The following is an 18,341-nucleotide window of genomic DNA, read 5'->3' as shown; positions in this document are numbered from 1 at the left end:
GCCCGTTCGCTACACATCGTACTTCAACCGACCCGACGCAGGCGGCGTGCAGCCAGCAGGAAAAACACCGCCCCATAGCCCAGAAGCACCAGCACGTGCGGCAGCAGCGATTCCTTGCTCAAACCCAGCGCACTCAAGGCCAAGGCATGCAGGTGCGCGCTAGGCCATAGGGGCGCCAGATGCTGGAGGGCCGTCGGCAGCATGGAGAGGGGAATCCACAAGCCCGACAGGAACGACATGGGGAGATAGATCAGGTTGAGCACGCCCGGCGCACCCTGCCCCTTCACCAGGGCGCCCACCAGCATGCCCAGCGCGCAGAACGGCAGCACACCCAACATACCGGTGAGCAACAGCAGGCCGGCGTGGGCAAGACTCACCTGCACGTGCCCCAAACCCAGGGCAAGCGCCAGCAACAACAGCACCACCACGCCCGCCGCCAGCATGGCCATCAGCATTTTTCCCACCAGGTAGGCACCTGGCGGCATGGGCAAGGCGCGTTTGAGCGTGAGCAGGCCGTTTTCGCGCTCGGCCGCCAGCGATACGCCAAAGCCGAACAAGCCGGGGCTCATCACGCCGAACACGGCATAGCTGGCGAGCAGGTATTGCGCCACGTCCATCGACGCGTTGCGATTCATCACAATGCCGAACAACAGGTAGAACATGGTGGGAAAAAGCGTGACCGGCAGCATGAAGCCGGGTGCGCGAAGGTAGCGAAGGCACTCGCTACGCGCTTCGGCCAGGTAGGCGCCGAGGATGCGGCGGCGGCTCATGGAGTCATCCGTCGAGTGCGGCATCGCGACTGTATTCAGGGCATTCATCAGGCGGCCTCCCTTTCCCGGGCCAGTTCATTGGTCAATGCGGTGAATGCCTCGGCGAGGCCCGCGCGCGTTACTTCCAGGCCGGACAGCTGCGGATCGGCATCCAGCAGGCGACGCAATACGAGTTCGGCAGCATCGGTGCGAATAACCAGGCTGCCGCCGTCGCGCTCGGCACCGGCCACGCGCGCCCATGCGGAAACGGCCTCGGCGTCCAGATCGGTGGTGCAGCGAATGCGCGTCAGCGAGACGCGCGAGCGCAAGGCATCGACACTGCCGTCACTCACCACCCGGCCGTTCGCCAGCACAACCACGCGCTGCGCCAGCGCCTCGGCTTCTTCCAGGTAGTGCGTGGTGAGCACCACGCCGCAACCTTCCGCCACCAGCCGGCGTATGGACGTCCAAAGACGCTGGCGCGCATCGATGTCCATGCCCACGGTGGGCTCGTCCAGGAACAGCAGCTCCGGACGACCGCAAAGGGCCAGCGCAAATTGCACGCGCCGCTGCTCGCCGCCCGACAGCTTGGCGTAATGTCGATCGAGCAGGGCCCCGACACCCGCAAGCTCGGCGGTCTCATCCAGCGTGCGCGGCGTCGGGTAGTAGCTCATGGTCAGCCGCAACAGTTCCGCCACGCGTAGCGTGGGCGGCAGCGCGGCTTGCTGGAGCATCACGCCGATGCGACGACGTGCCGCCAAATCTTGCGGGTCTTTGCCGAACAGTTCGACACGCCCCGCATCGGCACGCACCAGCCCAAGCAAAAGGCCGATGGTGGTGCTTTTGCCCGCACCGTTCGGCCCGAGCAACGCGAGCAGTTCGCCGCGCTGCAACATGAGATGAAGACCATCGACAGCGGTTAAACCGCCGTAGCTTTTGACCGCGCCAGTCAGGCTGGCGACCGTTGCACCCATCGAAGTCATAGCCCCTCCTTGTGGCTTGCCATGCTAGGCGCCACAAGGGTTTGCCCACAGTCGCCAGCGTCAGCCGGCGCAGGTGACAGGCGTCACCCGGGGTACCGGCCGACAAGCGGGCGCGCTATGCTCGGACAGTCGTTGCAATGCCACATCCGCAATGGATCGCACTGCGACAAGGCCCCCACAGGCCAGAGGCGCGCATGGTCAGGCGCCTCCACCATGCATTCGTTGACCCGTCGACGCGCATGCCATCGGGACGGCAGGCTCGTCGACCTTGAAGGAGGAAACCATGGGCGTGATTGATCAGCTGCGCGAACTGCGCGAATTCGGCGGCGCTCCGCTGACCACTGGACTTGATGACGCCACCATCGAGCGTTTCGCGTCCAGCCACCCTGAGCTGGTGCAGGCCATCGGTGAAGCCGTGGCGCGTCATCGCGAGCTGCGCGACGAACTGGGCGATTTCCTCAAGCTGGACGAGAGCGAACAGCTGACCAAGGCACTGGCCGAGTTCGTCAACTTCTATCCGGACGATGCGATCAACCCGTATCTGCCGGCGGCCGCGCGTGGCCCGTGGGTGATCAGCTTCAAGGGCGCCGTGATCCATGACAACGGCGGCTACGGCATGCTCGGCTTTGGCCACAACCATCCGGCCATCGACGCCGCGCTGGCGCGCCCGCAGGTGATGGCCAACGTCATGACACCCAGCATCTCGCAGATGCGCTTCACCCAGGCCATGGATCGCGAACTGGGTCGCCGCCGTGGTGGTAATCCCTATTCGCGCTACCTCGCACTCAACTCCGGTTCGGAATCGGTGGGCCTGGCCTGTCGCATCGCCGACGTCAACGCCAAGCTGATGACCGATGCCGGTGGCCGTTACGCCGGCCGCACCATCAAGCGCGTGGCGGTCAAGGGCGCCTTTCACGGCCGCACGGACAAGCCCGCGCTGTACTCCGATTCCACCCGCAAAACCTACCTGCAGCACCTCGCCAGCTATCGCAACGAGGACACGCTGATCACGGTGCAGCCGTACGACCTCGCCCAGCTCGAAGCCGTGTTCGCCGAAGCGGACAAGCAAGGCTGGTTCATCGAGGCGATGTTCCTGGAGCCGGTGATGGGCGAAGGCGACCCGGGTCGCGCCGTTACGCCGGAGTTCTACCAGCGTGCCCGCGCACTCACCGCCGAACATGGCAGCCTGCTGCTGGTGGATTCGATCCAGGCCGGCCTGCGCGCGCACGGCGTGCTTTCCATCACCGACTACCCCGGCTTCGAGAAGCTGGCCGCGCCGGACATGGAGACCTTCTCCAAGGCGCTCAACGCCGGCCAGTACCCGCTGTCGGTACTCGCGGTGACCGAGCACACCGCGCAGCTCTATCGCAAGGGCATCTATGGCAACACCATGACCGCCAACCCGCGCGCGCTGGACGTGGCACTTGCCACGCTTGGCGAACTCACCGATGAGGTGCGCCAGAACATCCGCGAGCGTGGCAAGGAGTTCGTGGACAAGCTCAACGTACTCAAGAACGAACTCGGTGGCCTGATCACCAAGGTGCAGGGCACCGGCTTGCTGTTTTCGTGCGAGCTGGCGCCGGAGTTCAAGTGCTACGGCGCCGGCTCCACCGAGGAATACATGCGCGAGCGCGGCGTGGGCGTAATCCATGGCGGCACCAACTCGCTGCGTTTCACCCCGCACTTCCTGGTGACCAGCGCCGAGGTGGACCTGGTGGTGTCGCACGTGCGCCAGGCACTGCTGCACGGCCCGCGCAAGCTCAAGGCCGAGGCGGCCTGATCCAGCGGCTTCACCGCAAACGCACGGCCGGCGTCCTCACCACGATGACGCCGGCCAGTTAGCCCGGGCAAAACGCAAATGGCTTCGCACTATCGCGCTGCCGCGTAACTTCTTTCGCGAAACTGTCGCAATAACCTACTAGCCTGCCGCTCGATGGGGTCCGTCCCGGACCCAGGAAAGGGAGCGGTCCATGAAAGCAACGCACGTTCGGCGTGCCCTTTGGGGTGCGCTGCTGGTTGTCCTGTCGGCAACGTCCGCGCAAGCGGCCGACCTCAGCATTTCGCAGTTTCGCCTGCGCGGCCCGGCGGGTGGCAACGATGAGTTCGTCGAACTGTTCAACAGCGGCCGCAAGGCGCTGGATCTGTCCGGCTACAAGCTCAACGCCTCCAATGCCAGCGGCACCACCGGCACGCGACTCACCTTTCCCAGTGGCACCTCCATCGCCTCAGGCTGCTACCTGCTGCTGACCAACAGCGCCAGCGGCGGTTACTCCGGCAGCGTGGCGGGCGATCTCAAGTACAGCACCGGCGTCACCGATGACGGCGGCCTGGCGCTGCTCGACAGCTCGGGCCAGATCGCCGATCAAGTAGGCCTCTCCACCGGCTCCGCCTACAAGGCCGGCACGCCGCTCGCCTCGCTCGGCAGCACCAATGCCGACAAGGGCTACGTACGCCAGAGCGACACGGCCGGCTTGCCCAGGAACACCGGCGACAATCAGGCCGACTTCGTCGTCGTGTCGCCCAGTTCGCCGCACAACAGCGCCAGCTCCTGCGTGGTGCTCGGCCAGGCACTCTCCATCGCCGACGCCAGCGCCACCGTGCGCGGCCCGGCCGACGTGAAGATGCCCTTCGTCGTCTCGCTCACCCAGCCCGCCCCTGCCGGCGGCGTCAGCGTGCATGCCACCACGGTGGATGGAACCGCCACGGTCGCCAACGGCGACTATGACGCGCTCGACACCACGGTCACCATCGCCGAGGGCCAGACTCAGGCGACTTTCAACGTCGTCGTGCACGGCCGCAGCAGCGCCAGCGACGACAAGGCATTCGAAGTGAAGCTCAGCCAGCCTAGCGGCAACCTGCCGCTGGCGCGCGACAGCGCGATGGGCGCCATCCTGTTCGATATCCCCGTGGCCGCGGAGATCTGGCAGATCCAGGGCCGCGAGCAGATCTCGCCGCTGGTGGGCAAATCGGTCATCACCACCGGCAACATCGTCACGGCGGTGGGCCCGAACGGCTTCACCATGCAAACCCCCGATGCGCGTGCCGACGCCGATCCACTCACCTCCAACGGCATCTACGTGTTCACCGCCACCAAACCGACGGTTGCCGTGGGCGACGTGGTGAACGTGGACGCCACCGTCGACAACTACTACCGCCTCACCGAGTTGAAGAATGCCGCCGTCACCGTCACCGCCCATGGTGCGCGCCTGCCCAAGGCCGTGGTGTTCGGCGAAGGCTTGCCCTCATCCGATCCCGACAAGCTGTCCTGCGGCACCACCAACTTCCAGTGCTTCGTGGGCATGCGTGTGGTGATCGAGAACGGCATGATCAACACGGGCAACAAGCGCTTCAGCACCCAGCCCTACGCGGAGGTGAGCATCACCGCGAACGGCAAGCGCTCATTGCGCCTGCCGGGCGTGCGCTACAGCGTGCAGGTGCCCGATGGCGTGCAGCTGCCAAACTGGAGCGGCAACCCCGAAGTGTTCAAGATGAACACCGCCGACTTCGGCGCCGTACCCGCGAACACGCCGCTGGTGGCGGGCAGCACGTTCCGCGCCGAGGGTGTGATCTCGTACGACTTTGGCGCATACACCTTCATCCCCACTTCCATCACGCTCAAGCGTGCCGCCGAGATGCCGCGCGCCGTTTCGCCCACGGCGCCGTACGCATTGCGCATCGGTGCGTTCAACACGGAACGCTTCTGCGACAGCAACTTCAACACCACCTTCACCTGCAGCGGCAACAGCAAGGAGCCGACCGATGCCGAAGTAGCGTTGAAAACGCAGCGTTTGTCCGCCTATATCGGCACGGTGCTGCAACTGCCCGACGTGTTGTCGGTGGAGGAAGTGAAGAGCCTGCCGCTGCTCAAGGGCCTGGCCCAACAATTGAGCGACGACTATCGCGCCAAGTACGAGGCCTACCTGCTGCCCGGTCATGATCCCAGCGGCATCAACGTGGGTTTCCTGGTGCGCAGCGACCGGGTGCGTGTGGTGTCGGTGCAGCAGCTGGCGGCCGATGAACAATGGAACGACAACGGCCAGACCGCCTTTGTGCACGACCACCCGCCGCTGTTGATCACGGCCGAGGCACGTGGCGTGCGCTTCCAGGTGATCTCGGTGCACATGAAGGCGCGCAGCAATGTCGACAAGGACGACGCCAGTGCCGTGCGCGATCGCCAGAAGCGTTTCGTGCAGGCCAGCTCGCTGGCTCGCCAGGTGCAGAAACTGCAGGCCGCCGCGCCATGGCAGCCGTTGATGGTGGTGGGCGACTTCAATGCCTACGAGTTCAGCGACGGTTTCGTCGATGTGGTCGGCCTGGTCTCGGGCCGCTACAAGGACAGCGAGAACCAGCTCAAGCTCGGCAAGAACCTGGTGTATCCGGCGCTGTGGAACGCGGTGGAATCGGTGCCGCGCAATGATCGCTACTCGTTCCTGTACACGGAAAAGTTCGGCCCCATCCAGGGCTACACGCAGGCAGGCACGGGCAATTCCGGTCGTGAGGTGCCCACCGTGCAGGTGCTCGATCACGCCCTGCTCAACACCGTGGCGCGACTGCGCATGCTGAAGATGCAGTACGGGCGCGCCGACCTCGACGCGCCGGCACAGACCGCCGCCGATGCCGTCACCGCCACCGACGCTCGCAAGGCCATTGGCGTGTCCGACCATGACGGCTTCATCGTCGACCTGTTCGTGCCCGGCATGGCCGGCTGGCAGGGGCATGCCCCGCATGGCCACGAGGATCACGGTCGCGACAGCGACGACGATCATCACCACGGCCACTAAGCCAATCCTCGACGCCAGCAAGGAGGCCACGCCCGGTAACGGGCGTGGCCTTTCCCGTTGGAGGGCGAGGCTGCGCGAACACGGATTTTGCTGAACGAGCGATCCGCTGGCCGGGTAAGCCCCCTCCCATCCGTCACGTCCGCAGGCATAGACTGGCGCCACCGGCACTCGCCGGTCATCCAGGAGGGTACCCGCATGTCGTCCCGTTTCAGCCTGATGGTCGCCGGCTTGGCGCTGGCCTTGGCCGCCACCACCGCCGTGCACGCCGCGGACACCAGCACGCCAGCAAAAAATGCGCAGCAGCAACGGATGGTCGACTGCAACAAGCAGGCGACGGGCAAGACTGGCGATGAGCGCAAGGCGTTCATGTCCAGCTGCCTCAAGGGCGAAGCCGCCGCGCCAGCCAAGATGACGCAGCAGGAAAAAATGAAGGCGTGCAATGCCGACCCCGAGGCCAAGAGCCTCAAGGGCGATGCCCGTAAGCAGTTCATGAGCCACTGCCTGTCCGGTGACGCGGCCCCCGCCGCGCACTGACCGCAGCGCGCCCAGACCATGGGGTGCCGGCCCGCGCCGGCGCCCTTTTTTGTGCGTGGCGCCGCGCCTGCGCGACAATGGCTCCATTCCAACGCCAGGTTGTCCTATGAAGATCGTCGAAGTCAGTCACCCGCTCATCCAACACAAACTTGGCCTGATGCGTCGTGCCGGCATCAGCACCAAGGAGTTTCGTGAGCTTGCCTCCGAAGTGGCCGCGCTGCTGACCTATGAGGCAACCAAGGACCTGGAAACCGTCGAGCAGACGATCGACGGCTGGGCGGGCCCGCTGACGGTGCGTCAGATCAAGGGCAAGAAGGTGACCATCGTGCCGATCCTGCGCGCCGGCCTGGGCATGCTGCCGGGCGTGCTCGACCTTATCCCCGCCGCCAAGGTGAGCGTGGTGGGCCTGCAACGCGATGAGGAAACCCTCAAGCCCATCGCCTATTACGAAAAGCTCACCGGTCGCATGGACGAGCGCATCGCGCTGATCGTGGACCCCATGCTCGCCACCGCCGGCACCCTGGTGGCCACGGTCGATATGCTCAAGGCGGCCGGCTGCAAGCGCATCAAGGGCCTGTTTCTGGTGGCGGCGCCGGAAGGCCTCAAGCGCATCGAGGCGGCTCACCCAGATATCGAGATCTACACCGCCGCCATCGATGAGCGCTTGAACGAACACGGCTACATCCTGCCGGGCCTCGGCGATGCGGGCGACAAGATCTTCGGCACCAAACAACTGACCGCCGACTAAGTCCACGCCTCGGCAAGACCTCAAAGCCCCGCCCTTGCGCGGGGCTTTTTGCTGGCCTGCGTTCTGCGAAACGAAGCACGGAAGTCATCGAAACGACACACGCGGATGCCATCGTTGCGGCGTCCCCATGCATGCTCAAATAGCATACAATTCATTGTTTTTCATACATTTATTTTGCAATTTCGGCTAAAGTTCAGCCCGGATGCGCCGACAGCGGTAGCAGGCCCATCATCTTTAATCCTCATGTTCACCTTGCGCTCCCGCCTCCCCCGACTGACCCTGCGCCAGCGACTGCTGTTGCGCCTGCTCGTGATGCTGGTGCTGCTGGCGGTGATGAGCGTGGCCGGTGTGCTGCAACTGCATCGCGCCGATCAACGCATCCAAGGCTTGGTGGAAGGCTCGCTCAGCCCGGTGGCGGACGTGGGCCGCGTGCAGAACGACTACAACAGCAGCCTGCAAGCGCTCGTCCACGCGGTGCTCTCGCAGCTGCCTTCGGCCGTGGATGATGCGCACACGCGCATCCACACCGATCGCGTGGATGCGGAGCGTCACTGGAAACCATTGCTCGCCAGCGCACTCGCGCAGGATCAGGCGCAGACGCTCAAGCTCACCGGCACGCACCGGGCGGAGGCCGACCGCGCGATCGACGAAACGCTCAGCCTGCTCGACGCCGGCCAGTTCGACATCGCCGCCCTCAAGCTCAGCACCGAAGTACAGCCCGCCTACGAACCGCTGCAAAGCGATTTCGCCAATCTCTTCCAAGCCGCCTTGGCTAAGGGCAATGCGCAGGTGGCGCAGCAACGCCAGGCCGATCGCCAAGGCATGGGCCTGCTGCTGGGTCTGCTGGCACTCGCCTTGCTGGGCACCGTGCTGCTCGACCGGGCCTTGATGCGCAGCCTCCTGCATCGGGTGCACCACGCCCGGCAACTGGCTACGCGCATTGCCGAAGGCAAGCTAGGCGAGCCGGTGGAGATCGGCACGGAAGACGAACTGGGTCAGCTTCTGCGCGCGCTAAGCGCCATGGACGCCCAGCTCGCCCGCGTTCTTTCGCAGGTGCGCCATCGCGCGCAATCGGTGGATGCGCGCGCGCAACGGCTCACCCGCGACAACCAGGCTCTCAACGAACGCACGCTGAGCCAGGCGGCAGGCCTGGAGGAAACTGCCAGCTCCATGACCCAGATGGAAGCGATGGCCGTGCAGGGTGCCAGTCACGCCGACGCGGCCGCGCGCGCCACGCATGCCGCGCTCCATCATGTGGCGCAAGGTCGCCAGGTGGCGAGCGAGGCGTTGGATTCCATGCAGGCCATCGAGCAGGCCAGCCGCCATATAGCGGACATTGTCGACCTGGTCGACAGCATCGCCTTCCAGACCAACCTGCTCTCCCTCAATGCCGCCATCGAAGCCGCCCAGGCTGGTGAGCGCGGACGCGGCTTTGCCGTGGTGGCAGGCGAGGTACGCCAACTCGCACGGCGCTGCGTGGAAGCCGGCAAGGATATCCGCCGCCTGGTCGTCGACAGCGGCGACGCCGTGACGATCGCACGCAGCAAGGTGGCGCTCTCGGGCGATGCCTTGGATGGCATTGCCCGAAGCGTTACCCACGTCGCCGAACTGGTGACGCAGATTTCCGATGCCAGTGACCGGCAGGCCAGCGGCATCCGCCAGATCAGCCAAACGGTGGTCGAGATGGACCGGCTCACCCAGGCCAACGCCGGGTTGGTGCAGGACATCCACGCCACCGGCGATGCCCTGGCCAGCGATGCCGACGTGTTGGGTCGACAAGTGGCCTTTTTCCAACTTCCTCCCGTGGCCGCGCACGATGCGCGGCCCTCACCTGCAGTGACGCACGCGCCAAGGGCCGCCGCGGCCTGAACACACCAAGGCATGCCAGTCACCCTCGCCGTCGACAACTCCGCCACCGCCATGCTCGAACGCGCCTTCACTGCGGGAAGCCTCACGCCGGTTTTCCAACCGGTGGTGCGCGTGGACACCCTGGAGGTGATTGCCCATGAGGGCCTGAGCCGCTGCGCTTTCCTGCCGGAGCCGGCATCGATCCTCGATGTGCTCGACCTGGCACGCATGGAGGGTCGCCTGGCGGAGCTGGAGCTGCATGCGGCGCGCACCATCTGCCGCGCATTCCCCCAGTACGGCGGCAGCGGTCGCCTGTTGGTGAACCTCAGCGCACACGCCATCCTGCAGGACGCGATGCGCCCGGACGACGTACTCGCCGCCCTGGCCGCGGGCGGGCTGGACCCGGCGCGCATCACCGTGGAAGTGACCGAGCGCGACGTGGTGGAGAACCCCGCGCGGCTGGCGCACGCCCTGGGCTATCTACGCGCCCACGGCGTGCGCATCGCGCTGGATGACTTCGGCAATGGCCACTCCAATTTCGAGATGTGGAACGAGATCCACCCCGACGTGGTGAAGATCGACCGCTATCTCATCAACGGCCTCTCGCGCAGCGCCGGCCGCCTGGCGATCGTGCGCGCGCTGTGTCAGGTGGCCGAATCGCTGGGCACCGACCTGGTGGGCGAAGGCGTGGAAGACCCCGCCGACCTGCGCGTGCTGCGCGACCTTGGCGTGCCTTACGCACAGGGCTTTCTGATTGGACGCCCCGCGGCCACGCCGGCGCTGGAGGCCAGCCCCGAAGCGATGCAGGAGATGCGCGTACCGGCCGTATCGGTGCTGCCACGGCCACGCGGCCCGATCACGCAGCGCCCCACGCAGGTGAGCCATCTGCTCATCGAGGCGCCATCCGTGCACCCGCGCCAGACCAACGACGAAGTCATGTCGCTGTTCGTCGATCATCCGGAGCTGCACGCCGTGGCTGTGGTGAAGGATGGCAACCCGATCGGCCTGATCAACCGCCGCCTGATGAACGAGCGCATGGCCCAGCCCTTCGCGCGCGAACTGCTGGCGCGCAAGTCGTGTACCGCACTGATGAACAGCGCACCGCTGGTGTGCGAAGAGCAGCGCAGTCTGGAAAGCCTCTCCGACGTGCTGCGCGGCGAGGATCAACGCTATCTCAGCGACGGTTTCATCGTGACGCGTGCCGGTCACTACCTTGGCCTGGGCACGGGTGAGGCCCTGGTACGCCGCGTGAGCGAATTGCGCATCGACGCCGCGCGCCATGCCAACCCCCTCACCTTCCTGCCCGGCAACATTCCCACGACCGAGCATCTGGCGCGCCTGCTGGAAGGCAGCGAACGCTTCGCCGTGACGCATGTGGACCTGACCGACTTCAAGCCGTTCAACGACCACTACGGTTACTCGCGCGGCGACGAAATGATCCGGCTGTTGTCGGGCCTGCTCAGTGAGCACGTGGACCCTGCACTGGATTTCGTCGGCCACATTGGTGGCGACGATTTCGTGGTGCTGTTCCAAAGCCCCGACTGGCGCGCGCGCTGCCAATGCGTCATCGACACCTTCAATGCCCGCGCGCCAACCTTGTTCGACGCCGCCGACATCGTGCGCGGCGGCCTGCGCGGCAAGGATCGACGCGGCACGCCGCAGTTCTTTCCGTTCACGACCGTGGTGATGGGCGCGGTGGAGCTGGTGCCGCCCCTGCCGCAACGCGCGGAATCCATCGCCACCCTGGCAGCGCGCGCCAAGCGCCACGCCAAGCGCGCCAACCAGGGCTTGTACGTGTTCTCGCGCGCGCCGACGGCCACCGCATAAACGATACGGCCCCGCCCGTTGCCGGGCGAGGCCGCATATCTTCGATGCCGAGAGCTTAGCCGCGGAAGCGGTCGGTGGCCTGCACCAGCTCGGAGATATTGCCGGGCTCGAAAGCCGAGTGGCCGGCGTCCTGCACGATGCGCAGATCCGCTTCGGGCCAGGCGCGATGGAGATCCCACGCGCTGCGCATTGGGCACACCACGTCGTAACGGCCCTGCACGATCACCGCCGGAATATTCCGGATGCGATCGACGTTACGCAGCAACTGGTCGTCATGTTCGAAGAAGCCACCATGGACAAAGTAGTGGCACTCGATGCGAGCGAAGGCCAGGGCAAATTCATCCTCGCCGCTCGACTGGATGTGCGAGGTGTCCTGCCACAGGTAGCTGGTGGCGCCCTCCCACACCGACCACGCGCGCGCCGCGTCCACGCGCACCTTCGAGTCGCTGCTGGTGAGGCGGCGATAGTAGGCGCTCATCATGTCACCGCGCTCCACCTCCGGAATCGCCGCCAGGTACGGCTCCCACGCATCCGGATACAGCGCGTCGCAACCCTTCTGGTAGAACCACTCCAGCTCCCAGCGACGCAGCATGAAGATGCCGCGCAGCACCAGCTCGGTGACGCGCTCAGGATGCGTCTGCGCATAGGCGAGCGACAGCGTGGAGCCCCACGAGCCGCCGAACACCTGCCAACGGTCGATGCCCAGGTGCGTGCGCAGGCGCTCGATATCGTTGACCAGGTGCCAGGTGGTGTTGTCCTTCAGCTCGGCGTGCGGCGTGGACTTGCCGCAACCGCGCTGGTCGAACAACACGATGCGGTACACCGCCGGATCGAAGAAGCGGCGGCACTTGGGGTTGGTGCCGCCACCCGGGCCGCCATGCAGAAACACCACCGGCTTGCCGTTGGGGTTGCCGCTCTGCTCGTAGTAGAGCGTGTGCAGGTCCGACACCTTGAGCATGCCGGAATCGTACGGCTCGATCTCGGGATACAGGGAACGAAGATCCTGCGACATGCGGGTACTCCAAAGCGAACGGGGACGGCCCATTAGGCTAGCACGCCCCCGCCTTGGCACTCCCTCAGGGGCTGCCCACCACCAGCACGCTGAAGCTGTCCGGCACGATCGCCGGGCGCTTGCCTTCGGCCGGCGGCTCACCCGCGTACTGCGCGGCCGACAGGTACAGGCGATGCAGCTTGGGGTCCAGGGCCAGGGTGCGGGCGCTGGGCTGGGTGGAGATGGTGGCCGCCACGCTGTAGTGGTCCGCATCGTCCTGGTGCACGGCGCTGATGTTGCCGCTTTCGCCGTTGGAGCTGAACGCGGTGGCGGTGGTTTCGTCGAACACCACGGCGTCCGGGCCTTCGCCGATCGCCACGCTTGCCACGACCTTGCCGCTGTCGATGTTGCTCACCGCCATCTGGCCGTTGTCGCACACCGAGAACAGGCGATGGTGCTTGCGGTCGATGGCCAGGCCCGAGGGCGACTCGCAACCGCTCAGCGGCCAACTGCCCGCCACGGTGTTCTTGCGACTGTCGATCTTGACGAGTTCGGCACGATCTTCCAGGTTCACGAAAATGTGGCCCTGCTCGTCGGCAGCGGCGAATTCGGGCTTGCCCGCCAACGCCACCGTGGTGATGACCTTGTTGCTCGTGGGGTCGATTACGCTGAAGGAGTGACCTTTGCCGTTGAAGGTGAACACGTGCTTGGAGGCCGGGTCATACAGGATCGCGTCCGGCTTCTCGCCCGTACCGGTGATGGTGGCGACCACCGCCAGGCTGTCCAGGTCGAACACGGTCACGGAGGCGCTCTGGCCATTGCTGGCATAGCCGCGATGCGCCGACAGGTCCAGCGTCACGCCATGCACACCCGCCGTGCCGGCAATGCTGCCAATCTTCTTCTGCTGATCCACATCCACCACTTCCACCCGGTCACCGCGAGTGACGAACAGGTGGCGACGCTGGGCGTCGAAGCTGAGGTAATCCCAGCCACCCGTGCCGCCAAGCTGGATCTTGGACAGCACGCGATAGTCCGCCGCCTGCGGGGCAGCCAGCGCATGGGAAGCCAGGAGCAGGCCAAGGGAGGCCATCAGGGTACGGCACAGGAGTCGTTGCATGAGGGTGGCACGCTGAGTGAGGTCACGCCAGCATGCTCGCCCGGGCTTAGTTCTCGCTTAGAGCCTGCTAACGATCTCCGCGTGGCGCGGCCTGACCCGCGATCAGGCACTTCGCCACGCCCCGCTCCCCGGCGGGCGCCCCAGGCAACGCGGGCTAGGCCGCGGGCGCCAAGGCAGTCACCCAGATCAGTCGAACAACTTGCCCGGGTTGAGCAGCCGCTTGGGATCGAACACCTGGCGCACGCCACGCATCAAGGCGATTTCCGCATCGCTGCGCGTGCTGCGCAAATAGGCGCGCTTGACCAGGCCGATGCCGTGCTCGGCGGAGATACTGCCGCCATAGCGATGCAGGGTATCGGCCAGCAGTTTGGTCACGTGCTCGCACTGCGCGATGAAGTCGTCCTCGCCGAGCGTGCTTGGGCGAAGCACGTTGATGTGCAGGTTGCCGTCGCCGATATGCCCAAACCACACCACGTCGAAATGCGGGTACTCGCGCCCCAGCAAGCTCTGGATATCGTGCAGGAACGCCGGCAGCGCGCTGATGCGCAGCGAGATGTCGTTCTTGTATGGCTTGTGCGGGGCCAGGCTCTCGGTGATGCCTTCGCGCAGGCGCCACAGCGCGGCGGCCTGCGCCTCGCTTTGCGCCAACACGCCATCGCTGATCCAGCCCTGTTCCATGCCATGTTCGAACGCCGCGAGCGCTTGCTCTTGCGCGGCCTCGTCGGCATCGAACTCGGTGACCACGAAATAAGGATGCTCGCCCTCGATGGCGCGCTGCGCGCCATGAGCCAGCACGTGCACAAGCGCCGCATCGGTAAAGAACTCGAATGCCTGCAAGCGCAGCCGGGCACGGAATAGTGCAAACACTTCCATCAACGCATCCATGCTCGGCAACGCCAACAGCATGACTTGCGAGGACGGCGGCGGATCGGTCAGGCGCAAGATCGCCTCCACCACCACGCCCAAGGTGCCCTCCGAGCCGATCATCAACTGGCGCAGGTCGTAGCCGCTGGAGTTCTTGATCAGGCCACGATTGAGCTGCAGCAGCTCGCCGTTGCCGGCCACCACGGTCAGCCCGGCGATCCACTCACGGGTATTGCCGTAGCGGATCACACGGATGCCACCGGCATTGGTGGCGATGTTGCCGCCGATGGAGCAAGAGCCGCGCGCGGCGAAATCCACCGGATAGATCAACCCGTGCTCTCGCGCGGCGTCATGGACAGCCTGCAGGGACATGCCGGCCTGCACGGTCAGGGTGCGATCCACCGCATCGAAATCCAGCACCCGGTTCATACGCTCCAGGCTGAGCACCAGCTCACCACGCGCCGCCACGGCGCCGCCGGAAAGCCCCGTACGGCCACCGGAAGGCACCAGCGCCACGCCGTGCGCGTTGGCCCAGCGCACGATGGTCTGCACCTCCTCCACGCTGCCCGGCAGGGCAATGGCCAGCGGAGCCGGCGTCCAACGGCGTGTCCAGTCGCGGCCGTAGTGCTCCAGGTCGGACGGCTCGGTCAACAAGCGCAGGTTGGGCAGGCGGTCGGCCAACTCGGCCAGACGAGCATCGGTCATGGTTCAAGATTCCAAGGGGTCCGGCCAGCCTGCCAGCGATGAGGCGCAGCGTCCAGTGCTGCAACGCCGCAAATGGGAGCCAAGGTCTGGCATAGTGGACGGGTCCTCTCTCGCGTCATGGCCATGAAGACCTCGTTCCCGAAACAAGACATCAAAGTGCTCCTGCTGGAAGGCGTGAGCCGCAGCGCGGTGGAGGTTTTTCACCGCGCCGGCTATAGCCAGATCGAATTCCACGAAAAGGCGTTACCCGAGGCCGAGCTGAAAGCGCGCATCGCCGACGCACATATCGTCGGCATCCGTTCGCGCACTCACCTCACCGATGGGGTGCTTCAGCAGGCTAAACGGCTGATCGCCGTGGGCTGCTTTTGCATCGGCACCAACCAGGTAGAACTGGACGCCGCCCGCCGCTTGGGCGTACCGGTGTTCAACGCGCCCTACTCCAACACGCGCAGCGTGGCGGAGCTGGTGATCGCCGAAGCGATCATGCTGCTGCGCGGCATTCCGCAGAAGAACGCCCTGTGCCACCGCGGCGGCTGGACCAAGTCCGCTGCCGGCAGTTTCGAGGCGCGCGACAAGGTGCTGGGCATCGTCGGCTACGGCCATATCGGCACCCAGGTCGGCGTGCTCGCCGAAAGCCTGGGCATGCGCGTGATCTTCCACGACATCGAACCCAAGCTGTCGCTCGGCAACGCACGCATGGCCGATAGCCTGGAAGACCTGCTGCAGCGCGCCGACGTGGTGACCCTGCATGTGCCGGAAACGCCAGCGACCAAGCTGATGATCGGCGCACGCGAGCTGGCGCAGATGCGCAAGGGCGCCCTGCTCATCAATGCCTCCCGCGGCACCGTGGTGGACATCGATGCACTGGCAGCCTCGCTGCACGCCGGCCACGTGGGCGGCGCGGCCGTCGACGTGTTCCCGGTGGAGCCCAAGGGCAACGATGACGCCTTCGTCTCGCCGCTGGTGGGCATGGACAACGTGATCCTGACGCCGCACATCGGCGGCAGCACGCTGGAGGCACAGGACAACATCGGCGTGGAAGTGGCCAGCAAGTTGGTGCGCTACAGCGACAACGGTTCCACGCTTTCCGCAGTGAACTTCCCGGAAGTATCGCTACCGGAGCATCCGCGCAGCCGTCGCCTGCTGCACATCCACCGCAACGTGCCGGGTGTGCTGTCGCGCATCAACGAACTGTTCTCGGCCGGCAATATCAACATCGACGCGCAGTTCCTGCAGACCGACAGCGAAGTCGGCTACGTGGTGATCGATGTGGCGGCGGATGAGAAGCAGTCGGCAGCGCTCAAGGACCAATTGGCGGCCATTCCCGGCACGCTGCGCAGCCGCGTGCTGTACTGAGCGCTAAAGGCGCGCCGTTCGCGAGGACGGTGCGCCTTTAGCGATGCACCGCTCGACTCGGCATATTCCTAAAACGACCAGCAGCGACGGCCCTTGGCCTTGGCGCGGTACATGGCAGCATCGGCGCGGGCCAATAGCTCCTGCGCGGTTTCCTCATCGTCGCTGGTATGTACGGCGGCACCGATGCTGGTGGAGAGCTCCACGACCACGTTGAGCACCTCCTGCTCGCCGCACACGCGCTCAAGCACCGACTGCGCCAAGTGTTCCACATCCGCCGGAACCTGGTGCATGCCTTCGATCAGCAACACGAATTCGTCACCCGCGAGGCGCCCGACAAAATCGGTGTCGCGCACCGCCGAAGACACCTGACCGGCAAACAGGCGTAGCACCTCGTCACCGAACTCGTGGCCGAGGGTATCGTTCATGCGCTTGAAACCGTCCAAGTCCATGAACAGCACCACCAACACCTGCCCACGCTCCCGCGTGCGCTCCATGGCTTGTTGCAGACGTTTCATGAGCCCTCGCCGGTTGGGCAAGCCCGTGAGGGGATCATGCATGGCGTCATGCTCCACCTGCTGAAAATGCCGTTTACGCTCGCTGATGTCTTGCGCCAATAGATAGAACCCGGCCACTTTGCCGTTAGGCCGAACCTCCGGCACCAGATTGGCATAGAGCCACATGGGTCCTTGCGTGCCGACCAACTGATACTCCACCGTGGCCCGACGCCCCTGTAGCACGTCCGTAAGTGCGGGGCGTAGCTGCGCATAGGTCGACGGCCCCCAGAAGTTGCGCGCGTCGACGCCGATCAGGCCGTTCTCCGCCACGCCGAACCAGTCGCGATAGGCGCGATTGTGGAAGCGATAGCGCAAATCGCGATCAAGGTAAGCCACCATGGCCGGCAGGTTGTCGGTAATGGTGCGCAACCGCGTGGCCATGTCGCGCAAAATACGCTCATCGGCCTTGCGTCGCCCCACGTCATGCATGAAGGCATGCACGATGATCTGCTCGCCCATGCGGCTGGTGTTGAGGATGATCTCCAGCGGAAACAGCTCGCCGCTGCGACGCAAACCCACCGTCAACATGCGTCGCCCCCGTAGGCGCTCGCCCTCGCCTTGGCTCAATTGCTTCAAAGCGCGTGCATAGCGTGCGCGTCGACGTGCAGGCACCATCAACTCGAACGGTTCGCGTCCGATCGCTTCCTTCGCCGACCAGCCGAAAATGCGCTCGGCGGAGGGGTTCCAGGTCACGATGTGCCCTTGCCCGTCCACTTCGGCAAAACCCGCCAGCACGCTTTGCAGAATGTGCTCGTAGCGATTGCGCTCGTCGCGTAGCGCGCGCTGCGCCTCTTGCAGAGCGCAACGTTGCGCGTCGTCCAGGTCATTGTTGGCGGCCGGCATGGCCGCTCTAGCCTTCACGGCGCCAAACGGGTGCACATAGCCTTCAGCCAACGCCGCCAAGTCGGCGAGCGCCAATCGATCCTCCACGCTGAAATCTCGCGGCGAGGGATCGCTCAGGCAGAGATAGGCGATGACGCGTCCATCCGGCCCGCGTACCGAATGTCGAATGAAGAAGCCCGCCCCCGCATCCTGCGTCCGCGGCGAGCTGATGCCTTCCACGGCAACGTCCGCAGCCGCCACTGGTACAAGCCAGCAGCGGGCGACACCGAACACATGGCATGCAATGCGAGCCAGGCGGATGAGATCAGGCGAAACAAAGTCCTCCGCCGTCACGGCCGCGGGCTCGTCTTCAATGGATTGGGATGGACGCATGGGCAAATCGACATGCAATGAACTCGACGGCATGCACTCCGCATGCCACCGGCGCTCCTTATGACTTCA

General features: G+C 65.4%; 13 protein-coding genes. 7 read left to right on the top strand and 6 right to left on the bottom strand.

Translation table 11 applies throughout. The features are described from left to right. Positions 1-23 precede the first annotated feature (23 nt). Positions 24-770, bottom strand: a complete 747-nt coding sequence (locus tag AC3G2C_RS00160) for an ABC transporter permease (protein WP_488382584.1) — start codon at positions 768-770, stop codon at positions 24-26. 47 nt (positions 771-817) lie between these two features. Continuing rightward, positions 818-1,732: an ABC transporter ATP-binding protein gene (locus tag AC3G2C_RS00155; RefSeq protein ID WP_488382583.1), complete on the bottom strand. Its 915-nt coding sequence runs from the start codon at positions 1,730-1,732 to the stop codon at positions 818-820. A 283-nt stretch (positions 1,733-2,015) separates the two neighbouring features. Here AC3G2C_RS00155 and AC3G2C_RS00150 point away from each other — a divergent pair, with 283 nt between their 5' ends. The 6 genes from AC3G2C_RS00150 to AC3G2C_RS00125 all read left to right on the top strand — a co-directional run bounded on the left by AC3G2C_RS00150 (position 2,016) and on the right by AC3G2C_RS00125 (position 11,470). Continuing rightward, positions 2,016-3,512, top strand: coding sequence for an aminotransferase class III-fold pyridoxal phosphate-dependent enzyme (locus AC3G2C_RS00150; RefSeq protein WP_488382582.1), 1,497 nt, complete (start codon positions 2,016-2,018; stop codon positions 3,510-3,512). A 190-nt stretch (positions 3,513-3,702) separates the two neighbouring features. After that, positions 3,703-6,513, top strand: coding sequence for a lamin tail domain-containing protein (locus tag AC3G2C_RS00145; protein ID WP_488382581.1), 2,811 nt, complete (start codon positions 3,703-3,705; stop codon positions 6,511-6,513). Between the two features lie 195 nt (positions 6,514-6,708). Then, positions 6,709-7,047 (top strand): PsiF family protein, encoded by a 339-nt coding sequence (locus AC3G2C_RS00140; protein ID WP_488382580.1) that lies wholly within the window; start codon positions 6,709-6,711, stop codon positions 7,045-7,047. Positions 7,048-7,153: 106 nt separating this feature from the next. After that, positions 7,154-7,795: a uracil phosphoribosyltransferase gene (gene upp, locus AC3G2C_RS00135; protein WP_488382579.1), complete on the top strand. Its 642-nt coding sequence runs from the start codon at positions 7,154-7,156 to the stop codon at positions 7,793-7,795. A gap of 243 nt (positions 7,796-8,038) precedes the next feature. Next, entirely contained in the window at positions 8,039-9,664 is a 1,626-nt protein-coding gene (locus AC3G2C_RS00130; RefSeq protein WP_488382578.1) for a methyl-accepting chemotaxis protein, read from the top strand. A gap of 12 nt (positions 9,665-9,676) precedes the next feature. Next, positions 9,677-11,470: an EAL domain-containing protein gene (locus AC3G2C_RS00125; RefSeq protein ID WP_488382577.1), complete on the top strand. Its 1,794-nt coding sequence runs from the start codon at positions 9,677-9,679 to the stop codon at positions 11,468-11,470. 55 nt (positions 11,471-11,525) lie between these two features. Here AC3G2C_RS00125 and pip read toward each other — a convergent pair whose 3' ends face one another. From pip to AC3G2C_RS00110, 3 genes are all read right to left on the bottom strand, one after another. After that, on the bottom strand, positions 11,526-12,482 hold the full coding sequence (gene pip / locus AC3G2C_RS00120; RefSeq protein WP_488382576.1) for a prolyl aminopeptidase: 957 nt from the start codon (positions 12,480-12,482) through the stop codon (positions 11,526-11,528). 64 nt (positions 12,483-12,546) lie between these two features. Further along, the gene (locus tag AC3G2C_RS00115) at positions 12,547-13,578 is read right to left on the bottom strand and encodes a YncE family protein (protein ID WP_488382575.1); all 1,032 of its coding nucleotides are present in this window, start codon (positions 13,576-13,578) and stop codon (positions 12,547-12,549) included. A 186-nt stretch (positions 13,579-13,764) separates the two neighbouring features. After that, positions 13,765-15,147 (bottom strand): FAD-binding oxidoreductase, encoded by a 1,383-nt coding sequence (locus tag AC3G2C_RS00110; RefSeq protein ID WP_488382574.1) that lies wholly within the window; start codon positions 15,145-15,147, stop codon positions 13,765-13,767. A gap of 123 nt (positions 15,148-15,270) precedes the next feature. Here AC3G2C_RS00110 and serA point away from each other — a divergent pair, with 123 nt between their 5' ends. Next, entirely contained in the window at positions 15,271-16,503 is a 1,233-nt protein-coding gene (gene serA, locus AC3G2C_RS00105; RefSeq protein ID WP_488382573.1) for a phosphoglycerate dehydrogenase, read from the top strand. A gap of 68 nt (positions 16,504-16,571) precedes the next feature. Here serA and AC3G2C_RS00100 read toward each other — a convergent pair whose 3' ends face one another. Then, positions 16,572-18,272, bottom strand: a complete 1,701-nt coding sequence (locus tag AC3G2C_RS00100; protein WP_488382572.1) for a diguanylate cyclase domain-containing protein — start codon at positions 18,270-18,272, stop codon at positions 16,572-16,574. Positions 18,273-18,341 lie beyond the last annotated feature (69 nt).

It is taken from the genome of Frateuria sp. sgz306004 (assembly GCF_057750885.1).
Note: the sequence above shows the minus strand (reverse complement) of the source record. Positions and strands in the feature narration are given on the sequence as shown.